General features: G+C 66.3%; 12 protein-coding genes. 3 read left to right on the top strand and 9 right to left on the bottom strand.

Going from position 1 to position 14,517, the window contains the following annotated elements; translation table 11 throughout:
* Positions 1-46 precede the first annotated feature (46 nt).
* Entirely contained in the window at positions 47-661 is a 615-nt protein-coding gene (locus tag AC1DUN_RS21765; protein WP_477715895.1) for an SET domain-containing protein, read from the bottom strand.
* Positions 662-835: 174 nt separating this feature from the next.
* Between AC1DUN_RS21765 and AC1DUN_RS21760 the strand changes: the two genes are divergently transcribed.
* Positions 836-1,357 carry a TlpA family protein disulfide reductase gene (locus AC1DUN_RS21760; protein ID WP_477715803.1) on the top strand — a complete coding sequence of 174 codons (522 nt, stop codon included), beginning with the start codon at positions 836-838 and terminating at the stop codon, positions 1,355-1,357.
* Complete coding sequence (locus AC1DUN_RS21755) at positions 1,354-4,317, top strand: DNA topoisomerase III (RefSeq protein ID WP_477715802.1); 2,964 nt, start codon at positions 1,354-1,356, stop codon at positions 4,315-4,317. Before AC1DUN_RS21760 ends, AC1DUN_RS21755 begins: the two co-directional genes overlap by 4 nt.
* A 28-nt stretch (positions 4,318-4,345) precedes the next feature.
* On the opposite strand, the gene AC1DUN_RS21750 is transcribed toward AC1DUN_RS21755, so the two are convergent.
* The 8 genes from AC1DUN_RS21750 to AC1DUN_RS21715 all read right to left on the bottom strand — a co-directional run bounded on the left by AC1DUN_RS21750 (position 4,346) and on the right by AC1DUN_RS21715 (position 13,309).
* Positions 4,346-5,566: an MFS transporter gene (locus tag AC1DUN_RS21750; RefSeq protein ID WP_477715801.1), complete on the bottom strand. Its 1,221-nt coding sequence runs from the start codon at positions 5,564-5,566 to the stop codon at positions 4,346-4,348.
* Between the two features lie 89 nt (positions 5,567-5,655).
* Positions 5,656-6,315, bottom strand: a complete 660-nt coding sequence (locus AC1DUN_RS21745) for an HAD family hydrolase (protein WP_477715800.1) — start codon at positions 6,313-6,315, stop codon at positions 5,656-5,658.
* The gene (locus AC1DUN_RS21740) at positions 6,312-7,685 is read right to left on the bottom strand and encodes an aldehyde dehydrogenase family protein (RefSeq protein WP_477715799.1); all 1,374 of its coding nucleotides are present in this window, start codon (positions 7,683-7,685) and stop codon (positions 6,312-6,314) included. Before AC1DUN_RS21740 ends, AC1DUN_RS21745 begins: the two co-directional genes overlap by 4 nt.
* The gene (locus tag AC1DUN_RS21735) at positions 7,682-8,482 is read right to left on the bottom strand and encodes a gamma-glutamyl-gamma-aminobutyrate hydrolase family protein (protein WP_477662166.1); all 801 of its coding nucleotides are present in this window, start codon (positions 8,480-8,482) and stop codon (positions 7,682-7,684) included. Before AC1DUN_RS21735 ends, AC1DUN_RS21740 begins: the two co-directional genes overlap by 4 nt.
* Positions 8,483-8,708: 226 nt before the next feature.
* Complete coding sequence (locus AC1DUN_RS21730) at positions 8,709-9,842, bottom strand: iron-containing alcohol dehydrogenase (protein ID WP_477662165.1); 1,134 nt, start codon at positions 9,840-9,842, stop codon at positions 8,709-8,711.
* A gap of 40 nt (positions 9,843-9,882) precedes the next feature.
* Positions 9,883-10,392 carry an N-acetyltransferase family protein gene (locus AC1DUN_RS21725; protein WP_477715798.1) on the bottom strand — a complete coding sequence of 170 codons (510 nt, stop codon included), beginning with the start codon at positions 10,390-10,392 and terminating at the stop codon, positions 9,883-9,885.
* A gap of 21 nt (positions 10,393-10,413) precedes the next feature.
* Positions 10,414-11,799, bottom strand: coding sequence for a glutamine synthetase family protein (locus AC1DUN_RS21720; RefSeq protein WP_477715797.1), 1,386 nt, complete (start codon positions 11,797-11,799; stop codon positions 10,414-10,416).
* Between the two features lie 19 nt (positions 11,800-11,818).
* Entirely contained in the window at positions 11,819-13,309 is a 1,491-nt protein-coding gene (locus tag AC1DUN_RS21715) for an amino acid permease (RefSeq protein ID WP_477715796.1), read from the bottom strand.
* A gap of 189 nt (positions 13,310-13,498) precedes the next feature.
* Here AC1DUN_RS21715 and AC1DUN_RS21710 point away from each other — a divergent pair, with 189 nt between their 5' ends.
* Complete coding sequence (locus AC1DUN_RS21710; protein WP_477715795.1) at positions 13,499-14,464, top strand: helix-turn-helix domain-containing protein; 966 nt, start codon at positions 13,499-13,501, stop codon at positions 14,462-14,464.
* The last annotated feature ends 53 nt before the right edge of the window (positions 14,465-14,517 follow it).

Here is a 14,517-nt window from a genome sequence, read left to right as displayed (position 1 = left end):
GCCTGGCCGGCGGTGGGGCCGGCCCTGGGGCGGCTGAAGGACCGGCTCAGTCCTTCTTTTTCTTCTTGGGCTTTTTGTCGGCTTTCTTGTCAGCCTTTTTTTCCGCTTTTTTCCTGTCGGCTTTGGCTTCGGCCTTTTTGTCGGACTTCTTGGCGGACTTTTTCTTGCCCTTGGCTTTTTTCTTTTCGTCGTCCTTGGGCGCCAGCAGGGTGCCGCGGCAGTTTTTGGCGCCGCACCAGCAGGGGTATTCGGCCAGCAGCTTCTTGGTATAGGGCGCGTCGATGATCAGGCCGTAGTCGTAGAACAGCTCTTCGCCGGCCTTGATGTTGCGCAGCGCCTTGATGAAGACCCGGCCGTCCACTTCGTCGGCTTCGCAGTTGGGCTTGCAGCTGTGGTTGATCCAGCGCGAGGAATTGCCGCCGTGCTTGGCGTCAATCACATGGTCTTCGTCGATGTGGAAGTAGAAGGTGTGGTTCGGGTCCTTGGGGTCGTGCGGGTGGCGGCGCAGCGCTTCCTTCCAGTTGATGACCTCGCCCACGTACTCGATCAGGGTCTCGCCCTCGGCCAGGTCCTGCACGGCGAACACGCCCTTGCCGTGCACGCCGGAGCGCCGTGTCTGGATACGCCGGCCGTCGGCGGCGGGCGCCGGCGCGGGGGGCATGGAAGAAAGGGGCGCGATGGGCGCATTGGCCTGGTTTTTTGACACGGGATATTTTTTTGGTATGGTTAATTCATGCATGTGCGCGTGCGCGCGTATGCGTGCGCACCCGCGCGCGTACATGCGCGAGAAGCCGCTATTGTAGTGATGCATCGTGACGCACCCCAGGAGCCCCTCATGTTCAAGCGCCGAAACCTGTTGCAGACGACTGCCGCCCTTGTGGCCGGGCTGGGCCTGCCGGCGTGGGCCAAGGACGGGGAAAGCCCCCTGCCCAAGGTCGGCAGCAGCCTGGCTTTGCCGGCCGTGGCGCTGCTGGACGGCAGCGCCTGGAAGCCCGCCGATGTGGGTGGAAAGACGCTTGTGGTGTACTGGTGGGCCAGCTGGTGCCCTTTTTGCGCGGTGCAATCGCCCCATATAGAAGCGCTGTGGCGGGCCCAGAAGGCCAAGGGGCTGGAGGTGCTGGCGCTGTCCATCGACAAGCAGCCGGCCGCCGCCGCGGCCTATATGAAGGCCAAGGGCTACAGTTTCCCCGCCGGGATGCTGACGCCGGAAGTCGCCAGGCGCCTGCCCAAGCCGGCCGGACTGCCCGTGGTGGTGGTGCTCAAGGTGTCGGCGGACGGCCGTGAAGGCAAAGTCGTATTCGCGGAAAGCGGGGAAATGTTCCCCGAAGATGTAGAAGGTTTGAAGAAGTACATATGAAAACCCTGGTGATTGCAGAAAAGCCCTCGGTGGCGCAGGACATCGTCCGCGCCATCACGCCGACGGCGGGCAAGTTCGAAAAACACGATGAATATTTCGAGAGCGACGAGTGGCTGGTGACCTCGGCCGTGGGCCACCTGGTCGAGATCCAGGCGCCCGAGGAGTTCGACGTCAAGCGCGGCAAATGGAGTTTTGCCAACCTGCCGGTGATCCCGCCCTACTTTGACTTGAAGCCTATCGACAAGACCAAGACGCGGCTCAACGCCATCGTCAAGCTGGCCAAGCGCAAGGATGTGGGCGCGCTGGTCAACGCCTGCGACGCGGGCCGCGAGGGCGAACTGATCTTCCGGCTGATCCAGCAGTACGCCAGCAGCAAGCTGCCGGTCAAGCGCCTGTGGCTGCAGTCCATGACGCCGGCCGCGATCCGCGAGGGCTTTGACAGCCTGCGCAGCGAAAAGCAGATGCAGGGCCTGGCCGACGCGGCGCGGTCCCGCTCGGAGGCCGACTGGATGGTCGGCATCAACGGCACCCGCGCCATGACGGCTTTCAACTCGCGCGACGGCGGTTTCTTCTTGACCACCGTGGGCCGCGTGCAGACGCCGACGCTGTCGGTGGTGGTCGAGCGCGAGGAAAAAATCCGCAAGTTCGTGAGCCGCGACTACTGGGAAATCCACGCGACCTTCCTGGCCGAGGCCGGCGAATACCCGGCCAAGTGGTTTGACCCCAAATGGAAAAAAGCCGCGGCCAATGCCGCCAACGGCGAGGGTGCGGAGCCCGACCCCGAACTGAAGGCCGACCGTGTCTGGTCCGAGCGCGAGGCGATGGCGATTGCCGAGGCCGTGCGCGGCAAGGCCGCCACGGTGACGGAAGAAAGCAAGCCCACCACCCAGGCGGCCGGCCTGCTGTTCGATTTGACCTCCTTGCAGCGCGAGGCCAACGGCAAGTTCGGCTTCTCGGCCAAAACCACGCTGGCGATCGCGCAAAGCCTGTACGAACGCCACAAGGCGCTGACCTACCCGCGTACCGATTCGCGCGCGCTGCCCGAAGACTACCTGCCGGTGGTCAGGCAGACCTTTGAAATGCTGGCCGACAGCGGCATGAAACACCTGGCGCCGCATGCGGCGACGGCGCTCAAGGGCGGCTACATCAAGCCCAGCAAGCGCATCTTCGACAACGCCAAGGTCAGCGACCACTTCGCCATCATCCCGACGTTGCAGGCACCCAGCGGCCTGAGCGAGGCCGAACAAAAACTCTACGACCTGGTGGTGCGCCGCTTCATGGCGGTGTTCTTCCCGAGCGCCGAATACCTGGTGACCACGCGCATCTCGCAGGCCGTGGGCCACAGCTTCAAGACCGAGGGCAAGGTGCTGGTCAAGCCGGGCTGGCTCGCGATTTACGGCAAGGAAGCGGCCGACGAGGTGGCCGACGCCAAGGATGGCGACAAGGGCCAGAGCCTGGTGCCGGTCAAGCCCGGCGAGATGGTGCGCGCCGAAGTGGTCGAGGCCAAGGGCCTGAAGACCCGGCCGCCCGCGCGTTATTCGGAAGCCACCTTGCTGGGCGCCATGGAAGGCGCCGGCAAGACGATTGACGACGACGAGCTGCGCGAAGCCATGCAGGAAAAAGGCCTGGGCACGCCGGCCACGCGCGCCGCCACGATTGAAGGCCTGATCGCCGAGAAATACATGCTGCGCGAAGGCCGCGAGCTGATCCCCACGGCCAAGGCCTTCCAGCTCATGACCTTGCTGCGCGGCCTGGGCGTGGAGGAACTCTCCAAGGCCGAGCTGACCGGCGAGTGGGAGCACAAGCTCGCGCAGATGGAGCACGGCAAGCTCAGCCGCGAAAAATTCATGGCCGAGATCGCCGCCATGACGGAAAACCTGGTCAACAAGGCCAAGGGCTACGACAAGGACACGATTCCCGGCGACTACGCCACGCTGTCCGCGCCCTGCCCCAATTGCGGCGGCGTCATGAAGGAAAACTACCGGCGCTACACCTGCACCGGCAAAAACGGCGACGACGGCTGCGGCTTCAGCTTCGGCAAGACGCCGGCCGGCCGCACCTTCGAGGTGGCCGAGGTCGAGCAGTTCCTGCGCGACAAAAAAATCGGCCCGCTGGACGGCTTCCGTTCCAAGGCCGGCTGGCCTTTCACCGCCGAGATGGTGATCAAGTTCGACGAAGAGACGAAAAACTACAAGCTCGAGTTTGATTTCGGCGACGACAAGAACGCCGAAACCGGCGAGATCGTCGACTTCGCCGGCCAGCAGTCGCTGGGCCCCTGCCCGCGCTGCGCCTCGCGCGTGTTCGAGCTCGGCAAGAACTATGTCTGCGAAAAATCCGTGCCCACGCTGGCCCAGCCGACACCCAGCTGCACCTTCAAGACCGGCCAGGTCATCCTGCAGCAGCCGATAGAGCGCGAGCAGATGCACAAGCTGCTGGAAACCGGCAAGACCGACCTGCTCGACAAGTTTGTCTCCATGCGCACGCGCCGGCCCTTCAAGGCCATGCTGGCCTGGGACAAGGAGGCCGACAAGGTGAACTTTGAATTCGCGCCCTCCAAGTTCCCGCCGCGCAAGCCGGCGGCCGCCAAGACCGGCACGGTGAAAACGCCTTTCGGCAAGACCGTCGCGGCCAAGGCCTCGAAAGCACCGGCTGCGAAGAAGGTCGCCGCCAAGAAAACACCGGCCGCCAAAACCGCCAAGCCCAAGGCGCCGCGTGTCGCCAAGCCGGGTGCGGGCCTCAAGCCCAGTGATGCGCTGGCCGCGGTGATAGGCGCCGAGCCGGTGGCGCGCACCCAGGTCATCAAAAAGCTCTGGGACTACATCAAGGCTGAAGGCCTGCAGGACGCGGCCAACAAGCGCGCCATCAATGCCGACGCCAAGCTGCTGCCGGTGTTCGGCAAGCCGCAGGTCACGATGTTTGAATTGGCCGGGATTGTCGGCAAGCACCTGACGGCCGAGTAAGGCGCAAGCGCCGCGCGCCGGCGGCCTTTCAGGCCACCGGCTCGGGCAGCTGCCGCAGCGCGTGCAGCTGCGACGCAAAAATCACCGCCGCCTGCAGCGCAAAGCCGGCCAGCGCCAGCCACAGGCAGGCGGCTTCACCCATGGACGCGCCCACCACACCGCCCAGCGCCGCGCCCAGGGGGCGTGAGCCGGCATTGACGGCCAGGAACACGGCCGAGACCCGGCCCAGCATGGCGTGCGGCGTGACGCTTTGGCGCAAGGTGGTCGAGGTGATGGTCCAGACGATGGGCCCGACGCCGAACAGGAAAAACGCCGTGCCCGCCAGCACGCCGCTGGGAACAAACAGCGTGGCCGCCATGGCCGCGGCGGCCAGCACCGAGACGGCCGGGCCCAGCTGGATGGCGCGGCCAAAAGGCATGGCCGCCACCACACGCGGCGACAGCAGCGCGCCTACGACCATTCCCGCCCCATAAGCGCCCAGTGTGATGCCCACGCCCTGCGCCGTCAGGCCCAGCACGCGCACCGCATAAGGCACATAGGCGGCCTGCAGCACAAACCAGGAGATGTTCCAGACCGTGCCGGCGATCACCATGGGCCGCAGATAGGTCTGGCGCCAGACAAACTGCGCGCCGTCGCGGATCTCGAGCAGCGCATGGCGCCTCGCGGTGGGCGCGCGCGCCGGCTCGGCCAGTTGCAGCAGCAGGGCCACGGCCGCGCCGGACAGCAGGGTCGCCAGCACAAAGGCCGAGGATGCGCCGGCCCAGGCCACCAGCGCCCCGGCCAGCGCCGGCCCGGCCGCGAAAGCCATGCTGCGCGCCAGTTCAAGGCGGCCGTTGGCGCGCGCCAGCAGCGTGCGCGGCACGATGGCGGGCACCAGGGCCGGCGCCGCCACGCTGAAGCAGACCGTGCCCACGGCACCTATAAAACCCAGCAGCGCCAACCCGGCGATGGACAGCCGGCCCGTCAGCACCATGGCCAGCAGCGCCACCAGGGACAGCGCGCGCAGGCTCTCGGCCGCCACCATCAGGCGGCAGCGCGAGACGCGGTCGGCCAGCAGGCCCAGCGGAATGGCCAGCAGCAAAAAGGGCAAGGTCTGCAGCGCCGCGAGCAGGCCGATTTCGCCAGGCCCCGCGCCCAGCATCAGCACCGCGACCAGCGGCACGGCCGCCAGGCTCAGCTGTTCGGCCGATTGGGCCGCGAGGTTGGACCAGGCCAGGCGCTGGAAGGAAAGAGGAAGTGGAGGGTGCATAGGGGGAAGCCGGATGAGGCTGCCATTCTGCCCGCGATGGCCTGGCCCTGCTGGCCGTTAACGGACTTGCGATGGCCCCGGCGCCGCGCTCAATGCAGCTGCAATGCCGGCCAGCCGCGCTCGCCGCCAATCGCGGCCAGCGTCGCGTCGGCGTTCACCATGACCGGGTGCTTGACGGCTTCGAGCAGCGGCAGGTCGTTGATGGAGTCGCTGTAGGCCGTGCTCTTGCAGTCCTTGAAGCGCAGGCCGCGCGCCGTGAGCCAGGCATGCAGGCGTTCGACCTTGCCCTCGCGCATATTGAGCACGCCGGTGGTGCTGCCGGTGAACAGGTCGCCGCGCATCTCGGGTTCGGTGGCGATCAGGTGCTCGATGTTGAAGTAAATCGCCGTGAGTTCGGTGATGAAGCGGTTGGTGGCCGTGGTCATGACCACCAGGTCGCCCGCCTCCAGGTGTTTGTCGACCAGCGCGACGGCGGCCGGCGTGATGCGCGGCACTATCCAGTCGGCCAGGAACTCCTGGCGCAGCGGCTCCCACTGCTGCACGGTGCGGCCGGCCAGCGTGCCCACGTAAAAATCGGCGAACTCCTTGAGCCCGACGGTGCCGGCCTTGTAGCGCGCCGCCATGTCGGCATTGCGCGCGGTGAATTCGGTTTTCCCCAGCAAGCCCTTCTCGATCAGGAAGTCACACCACAGCACATCGCTGTCACCGTTGAGCACGGTGTGGTCCAGGTCGAAAAGGGTCAGCTTCATGGTTGGCGCAGGTGCCAGGCCTTGGGCCTTGTGAAGGTCTGTATTCCGTAGGTGGAAAGCGTCAGGCCCACGCCCGAATCGCCATAACCGCTCCAGGGCAGGCGCGGGCTCACGCGGTCGCAGCAGTTCCAGTAGACGCTGCCGGCATGGACCTGGGCCAGCAAGGCCTTGGCGCGTGCCTCGTCGGGCGTGAAGACGCCGGCCGTCAGGCCGTAGCGCGTGTCATTCATGAGCTTGACGGCCTCGGCATCGCCCGAGACCTTCTGGATGCCGATCAGCGGTCCGAAGCTTTCCTCGCGCATCAGCTCCATGCTGTGGTTGACGTTGCTGAACACCGTGGGCTCGTACCAGTTGCCGGGGCCGGCCCCGCGCTTGCCGCCTGCCAGCAGGGTGGCGCCCTTGGCCTTGGCGTCGGCCACCTGGGCGTCCAGCACGGCCAGCTGCGGCGCGCGCGTGATCGCGCCTATGTAGGTGTCTTCGCTCATGGGGTCGCCGGTCTTGAAGGTTTTTACCGTTTCCAGGAAGGCGGTGACAAAGGCGTCGTAAATTTTCTCGTGCACATAGATGCGCTCAACCGAGCAGCAGCTCTGGCCGGTGTTGTACATCGCGCCGTCGGCCAGCGATTCGGCCGCGTTCTTGACGTTGGCGTCTTCGCTGACATAGGTCGGGTCCTTGCCGCCCAGCTCGAGCTGCAGCTTGACCAGGCGCGGGCCCAGCGCCTGCGCGATTTTGGCGCCGGTGGCGTGCGAGCCGGTGAAAAACAGGCCCTCGATCTTTTGCTCCATCAGCGCCGCGCCCACCGCGCCGCCGCCTATCAGTGGGATGAACACGTCCTGCGGCACACCGGCGGCATGCAGCAGGCGCGCCATGGCCAGGCCCGACATCGCGGCGTATTCGGATGGTTTGTAGAGCACCGCGTTGCCCGTGAGTAGCGCGGGGATGAAGACATTGCCGCCCACAAACCAGGGGTAGTTCCAGGCCGAGATGTTGGCGACCACGCCCAGCGGCGTGTGCTCGATCTGCTCGGTCATGCCGCCCTCGTTGAACACGGTCTGCGTGCCGGTGGCGCCGCCGACCTCGGCCAGGAAAAAGTCTATGCGCCCCAGCAGGCCGTTCAATTCGTTGCGCGACATCTTGAGCGGCTTGCCGGTCTCGCGCGTCATGACGGCGGCCAGTGCGTCGAGCTCGGCCACGATGCCGGCGCGAAAGCGCGTGATGCAGGCCTTGCGTTCGGCCATGGGCACGGCCGCCCAGGCGGGTTGCGCCGCGCGGGCGCGCCTGGCCTTGGCGGCGACGGAGTCCGCGTCGTCGGCGGGCAATTCGGCGATCTGCGCGCCGGTGGCGGGATTGTGGACGGCGAGTGTGTTCATGCTTGTTTTGCCTTGTGTTTGGCGGCGGCCACGGCCGTGAGGAAGTCGTCGAGCACGGCGGCGTCGTCAATCGTGTCGGAGCCGGGTTTGTGGAATTCGGGGTGCCACTGGGTGGCGGCGATATAGCTCTTGCTCTTGTCCTTGCGGCGTATGGCTTCCACGATGCCGTCGTCCACGCTGAAGGCCTCGGCCTCGAACTCGGGCGACAGGTCCTTGATGCCCTGGTGGTGGATGCTGTTGACGCGCACGCGCTCCACGCCGGGGTACAGCGCCGACAGCCTGGAGCCCTGGACGATGTTGACGCTGTGAAAGTTCAGGTCGTAGGTCGCGGCGTCGCGGTGCACAAAAGACTCGGGCACCTGGGTGTTGATGTCCTGGTAGAGCGTGCCGCCGAAGGCGACGTTGAGCAGCTGCAGGCCGCGGCAGACGCCGAAGACCGGCTTGCCGGCTTTTTCGAACGCGGCCACCAGGGCCTTGTCGTATTCGTCGCGGATGCGGTCGCCCGACCATTTTTCGTCCAGCGGCTCCTCGCCGTAGCTGCCGGGCCAGACGTCGGCGCCGCCATGCAGCACCAGGCCGTCCAGCCACTGCGCATAGTGTTCATAGGTCACGTCGCCGCGCTGCGTGCTGCCCGTGGGGCAGGGCACCATGACCACCATGGCGCCCGAGGACATGACCCAGTGCGCGATGGATTGCTCGACGTATTGCAGCGTCTTGCCGGTGAAGAAGGAGCGCGTCGGGTCGGCATGCGAGAAGCAAGCCGAAAGCCCGATTTTTAAACGACTCGCCGCGATCATGAATGAACCCTCCTTAAAAGGGCGCGTGTATTTCCATTCCAGCAGGGGCCGCGGAACCGGCTTTGCCGGGCCGCAGGCGCAGCGGCCCCCGAGGGGCTGGAGCCCGCGGCTCCAAGCCTGCCTGCGCAGGCTTGGACGGGCGACAGAGGCGAAGCGTCTCGCGAGCCGCGGCCTGCAAGGCCTCGCGCATTACACGGAACCGAAGGCGAAGTGAAAAGCGTGGGGGTCATAAAGCCGCCTCAAACAATCGCTGGAAGTCCTCCGCCTTGCACGGCCGTGGATTGGTCTGGTGGCAGATATCGGCCGTGGCGATCTCGACCAGGCGCGGCAGCTGTTCGCGCTTGACGCCATGGGCCGACAGCGGGCCGGTGATGCCCACGCTTTCTTTCAGCTGCTTGAGCCAGGGCACCAGGGCCTTGCCGCCGCCGGCCACGCCGCAAACATGGGCCAGTTCGTCGAACTTGGCGGGCGCCGATTCGTAGTTCCAGGCCAGCACGGTGTCGATCATCAGCGCATTGGCCAGGCCGTGGTGCAGGTCGCAGACGGCGCCCAGCGCGTGCGCGCAGGAGTGCACCGCACCCAGGTCCTTCTGGAAGGCGATGGCGCCCATCATGGAGGCCATCATCATGTCGCTGCGCGCCTGCAGGTTGGACGGCTCCTTGACGGCCTTGAGCAGGGCATGGGCCGCAATGCGCGTGCCCTCGAGCGCGATGCCGTCGCACAGCGGGTGGTAGGCCGGCGAGAGGTAGCTCTCGATGTTGTGGGTCAGCGCGTCCATGCCGGTGGCAGCCGTCACATGGGGCGGCAGGCCCAGCGTGAGTTCCGGGTCGGCGAACACCACCTTGGCCAGGATCTTGGGGCTGAAGACCACGCGTTTGAGGTGCGTGTCGTTTTCGCTCACCACCGAGGAGCGGCCGACCTCGGAGCCCGTGCCCGAGGTGGTGGGCAGGGCCACGAAGTAGGGCAGCTCGTTGACGATGGGACGCACCTGGGGGTGGTCCCAGACGTATTCGAGGATGTCGCCCTCGTGCGTGGCGGCAATGCCCACCACCTTGGCCACGTCCAGCGCCGCGCCGCCGCCGAAGCCGATCACGCAGTCGGCCTTGTGGGCCTTGTAGGCCGCGGCACCGTCCATGACCTGGCTGCAGGTCGGGTTGCCGAACACGCCCGAGAACACGGCCACGTCCAGCCCGCCCAGGTGGGTCTTGAACTCGGCCAGCACCGGCAGCGCGGCCAGCGCCTTGTCGGTCACGATCAGCGGGCGCTTGCAGCCGGCGGCCAGCAGGGTTTCGGCGACCTGCTTGCGCGCGCCGGCGCCGAAACGGATGGCGGTGGGGAAGGAGAAGTTGGTGGTGCTCATGGGGTGTCTTCTTTGGAAGGGCTGTAAGGGTCAGATGGGGTCAGGTGGCGGAAGGCAGTTGCAGGACCATATGCTGTTTGCCGAACGGTACGCCGTTCACGCGTATGGCGTCGGGTTCTATGCCGAAGGGCGCGAAGCCGGCGCGGGCATAGAGGGCCGCGGCCTGCTTGTTGCCCTCGGTCACGGTCAGCACCAGCAGCTCCACGCCCGCGGCCTTGGCGGCCTGCACCACGGTGTTGACCAGGGCCAGGCCCAGGCCCTGGCCGCTGTACTCGGGCGCGACGTACATCGCGACCAGGGTGGCCTTGTGGCGGTTTTTCAGGCGCGTCTCGCGCGTCATGCCGACCACACCGGCCAGCGTGCCGCCCACAAAAGCGCCCCACATGATGGTGTCCGAGGCGGGCGACAGCCTCTTTTCGGTGTCGGCCGGCGGGCGCAGGTTTTCTTCCTCGAAGCTGGAGGTGAAGGCGTCGGGGTGCTCGCGCAGGCCGCGCAGGCGCAGTTCCCGGTACACCGGTGCGTCGGAGACTTCAAGGCGGCGAATCTGCATCAGGGGGTTCGGATGGTTCAATCAGATGATCTCGAAATAGCGTTTCATTTCCCAGTCGGTCACGGCGTCCAGCCATTGCCGCCACTCCCACTCGCGCGTGGCCGCGAAGTGATCCACGAAAGTATCGCCCAACCAGTCGCGCGCGATGGCCGATTTCTGGAAAATCCGCGTGGTTTCTATCAGGGTGCGCGGCGCGCGCGGGATGTGCTCGGCCCCGGCATTGGTGCCGGTGATGGGCGCGCCCAGCTTCAGGCCTTTTTCGACGCCGTGCAGGCCGGCCGCGATCACCGCCGCCATGGCCAGGTAGGGGTTCACGTCGGCGCCCGGGCAGCGGGTCTCCAGCCGGGTGGCCTTGGGGCTGCCGGCGATCACACGAAAGCTCGCGGTGCGGTTGTCCATGCCCCAGGTCGGCTTCACCGGCGCCCAGAAGCCGTCGACCAGGCGCTTGTAGCTGTTGATGGTGGGCCAGATCATGGGGCCGAACTCCATCATGCAGGCGACCTGGCCGGCGATGTAGCTTTCGAACAGCTTGCTCATCTTGCGCGGGTTCTTCGCGTCGTAGAACAGGTTGTTCTTGCCGTCGGACAGGCTTTGGTGGATGTGGCCGCTGCAGCCCGGCAGCTGCTGGTGGGGCTTGGCCATGAAGCTGGGCATGATGCCGAAGCGTGAGCCGATTTCCTTGGTGCCGGTCTTGAACAGGATGGCGCGGTCGGCCTGCTCCAGCGCCTCGCTGAAGGCGATGGCGACTTCATACACGCCGGGGCCGGTTTCGGTGTGCAGGCCCTCGATGGGGATGCCGAAGGCCAGCATCTCGTCCATGATGGCGTTGAAAAAGCCCTGGTTCTGGTTCATGCGCAGCAGCGAATAGCCGAACATGCCGGGCGTGAGTTTTTCGGCGCCCACGCCGTTTTTGGCGGCCCAGCTGTGGGGCGTCTCCAGGAAGTTGAACCACTCGAATTCCATGCCCGTCATGGGCATGAAGCCCATTTTTTCGGCGCGCTTCAGGACACGCTTGAGCGTCTGGCGCGGGCAGACGGCATGCGGCGAGCCGTCGGCGTTGACGAACTCGCCCAGCACAAAGGGCACCTGGTTGTCCCAGGGCACGTGGCGCAGAGTGGCCAGGTCCAGCCGGGCCAGCGCATCGGGAAAGCCGTGCTGCCAGCCGGTGACCGTGGTGTTGTCGTAGCAGCTGTCCATCATGTCCCAGCCCATGACCACGTCGCAAAAGCCGAAGCCGCCGGCCGGGTAGGGTTCGGCCGCGCCCAGGAATTTGTCCCGGTGCAGGTATTTGCCGCGCAGCACGCCGTCGATGTCGCTGACGGCGACCTTCATCTTGTTGGCGCCCGACTTGCGCAGGGAGTCCAGCACGCCGCGGGATGCGGAAGGGGTGGGAGCTTTTTTGGCCATGGTGTGTGCGCCTTGTGGTTCAGGTAGAGGCGGCAGCCCGGCCTTTTTCGGCCAGGCTGATCGCGAATTCTTCTTCGGGCGAGAGGATCAGGCGGTGCCGGCCGGCCACGGCAAAGTAGCTCACGCCGATGGCGAACCACAGCGCGACCCAGAGCACGCCGACCCTGTAGACCGGGTCGCTGAGCTGGAAGTAAATGGTGACCAGCGCGATCAGCAGAGTCAGCACGGCGCCCGCCACGCCCAGCGGGCTGCGGTAGGGGCGCTCCATGTGCGGCAGCTTGCTGCGCAGCCGTATGAAGGACAGCGCCTGCATCACATAGGAAAACATGGCGCCAAAGACGGCCATGTTGAGCAGCGTGCCGCCAATCACGGCCGAGCCCTTGTCCACGCCCAGCGAAAACCACAGAACGAACATCACCACCAGCGCGACCACGGAACCCACGACCATGGCGATGTGCGGCGTCTTGCGGCTGCCGTGGGTGACCGACAGCGCCGAGGGGAAGTAGCCGGCCCGGCTCAGCGAATAGATCTGCCGGCCCTTGGCGAAGATGATGGTGTGGAAACTCGCCACCAGGCCCAGCACCGCGACCAGCGCCAGCACCTTGGCGATGCCGCCGCCGTAGATGGCCTTGAAGCCGTCCAGCAGCGGCTCGGCCGAGGTGCTCAGCGCGTGCGAGCCTATGCCCGCGACCGAGGGGTTGAGCCACAGGATCATGAAGGCCGAGAGGATCAGCGTGAAGATGCCGGCGATGATGCCGCGCGGCATGTCGCGGCGCGGGTCCACCGATTCCTCGGCTGCCAGCGGCAGCTGCTCAATCGCCAGGAACAGCCACACGGCAAAAGGCAGGGCCGCGAGCACGCCGCCCAGGCCCAGCGGCAGAAAGGGGCCGCGGCCCTCGGGCAGCGCGGCGCCGCCGGCGCCCACGTTCATGGCCCAGCGCGCGAAGTCTATGCGCGGGAAAGCGCTGACCCAGAAGGCCACCAGGCAGGCCAGCGCCAGCAGCGTGACGGCCAGCGTGATCTTGAAGGACAGCTCGACGCCGACGATGTTCAGGCCAATGAAGACGACGTAAAAGCCTATCCACCACAGCGGCTGCCAGGCCGGCGGCGTGCCGAAGATGCTGCCCATGTAGCTGCCGATGAAAAACACGATGACGGCCGGCGTCAGCACGTATTCCACGTTCTCGGCCAGGCCGGTCAGGAAACCGCCCCAGGGCCCCATGGCGGTGCGCGCGAAGGAATAGGCGCCGCCGGTGTGCGGCAGCGCGGGCGACATCTCGGCCAGCGAAAACGTCAGCCCCAGGTACATCACCGAAATGATGATGGTGGCCAGCAGCATGCTGCCCCAGCCGTTGGCCAGGCCCAGGTTCCAGCCCGCGAAGTGGCCGGAGATCACGGCGCCCACCCCCAGGGCCCAGAGCGACCAGACGCCGGCATAGCGGCGCAGTCCCCTCTTTTCAAAGTAGCTGCCGTCGACTTTCGCGTACTGGACGCTGGAACGTTCTGACATGGTGGCTCCCTAAAGATGGCTGGATGGGCGGCCCGGTGGGGCCGACTTGCATCCTAGGGCGGGGGCGGGCGCGCTGAAATCCCATTTCGGCAAATGATGCGCAAGAGATGCCAGCGAAGTGAGCGCAAGTAAGTCGAACTGTTTCAAAGCGTAGCTTGCATGCGGCACGAATCCTGCAAGAATGCGGCGATGGCACATCCTTCCGATACCGCTGAGCCGGCCCCACCGGCCCTGCTGTCCCGCGCGTCGTTTGCCGATGCGGACGAGCAGGCGGCAGCGCTCACGGGCTGGAATCAGAGCTACCTCCAGCTCTCGCGCGGCGCCTTTGGCGGCGAGGTGCGGCAGCTGGAATTCGCGGGCCTGCGGCTCTTTGTGGAAAGCCTGCGGGAGTCGGTGTACCAGACAGGCCAGATCCGTGACGGTGCACTGGCCCTGGGTCTGCCGCTGCAGGTCCAAGGGCCCAGTGTGTTTTGTGGTGCGCCCAGCGATGCTGATGCGCTGCATGTGTTTTCGGGTGCGTCGGGTTTTGAGTTCCGCTCGTCCCGGCGCCATGTGATGCTGGGGCTGGAGCTTGATGAGGCCGCCTGGCGCCGCTGCGGCGAGCATGACCCGGCGCTGCAGGCCCGGCTGGGCGCGCAGGCCGGCTTGCGTCGGCTCGACGGCGCGGCGCAGGCGGGGCTCAGGCAGTGCCTTGTTGGGGTGCTGGATACGGTGGAGGCGGCCCCGGCGCTGCTGCAGTCGCCCGCCGTGCAAGCCGCCATGCTCGACAGCGTGGTGGAGCAGCTCGGCCGCGTTCTTGCGCCGACGGGCGGCGTCGATTCGGTGGGCATCCACGGGCATTGGACGCTGACGCGCCGCGCGCGTGAACTGGTGCATGCGCAGCTCGACCAGCCGCCCACCGTCCTGGCGCTGTGCGAGCAGCTCGGCGTGAGCCGGCGAACCCTGCAGAACGGCTTTCAGACGGCACTGGGCATCAGCCCATTGGCTTATCTGCGCGCTGTGCGCCTGAATGCCGCCAGGCAGGCGCTGAAGACCGCTACGTCCGTGACGGCGGCTGCAACCGACCTGGGGTTTTGGCATTTTGGTCATTTCGCGCACGACTACCAGCAAATGTTTGGCGAGCTTCCTTCGGAAGCATTTCGCCGATTCCATTAGGCCCCCACGGTCGCTCACTTCGTGTAGCTCCCTGCCCCCCGAGGGGGCCGCTG

The sequence above is a fragment of the Polaromonas sp. P4_F6 genome (assembly GCF_056401275.1).
This window is presented reverse-complemented; position numbering and strand designations above follow the sequence as displayed.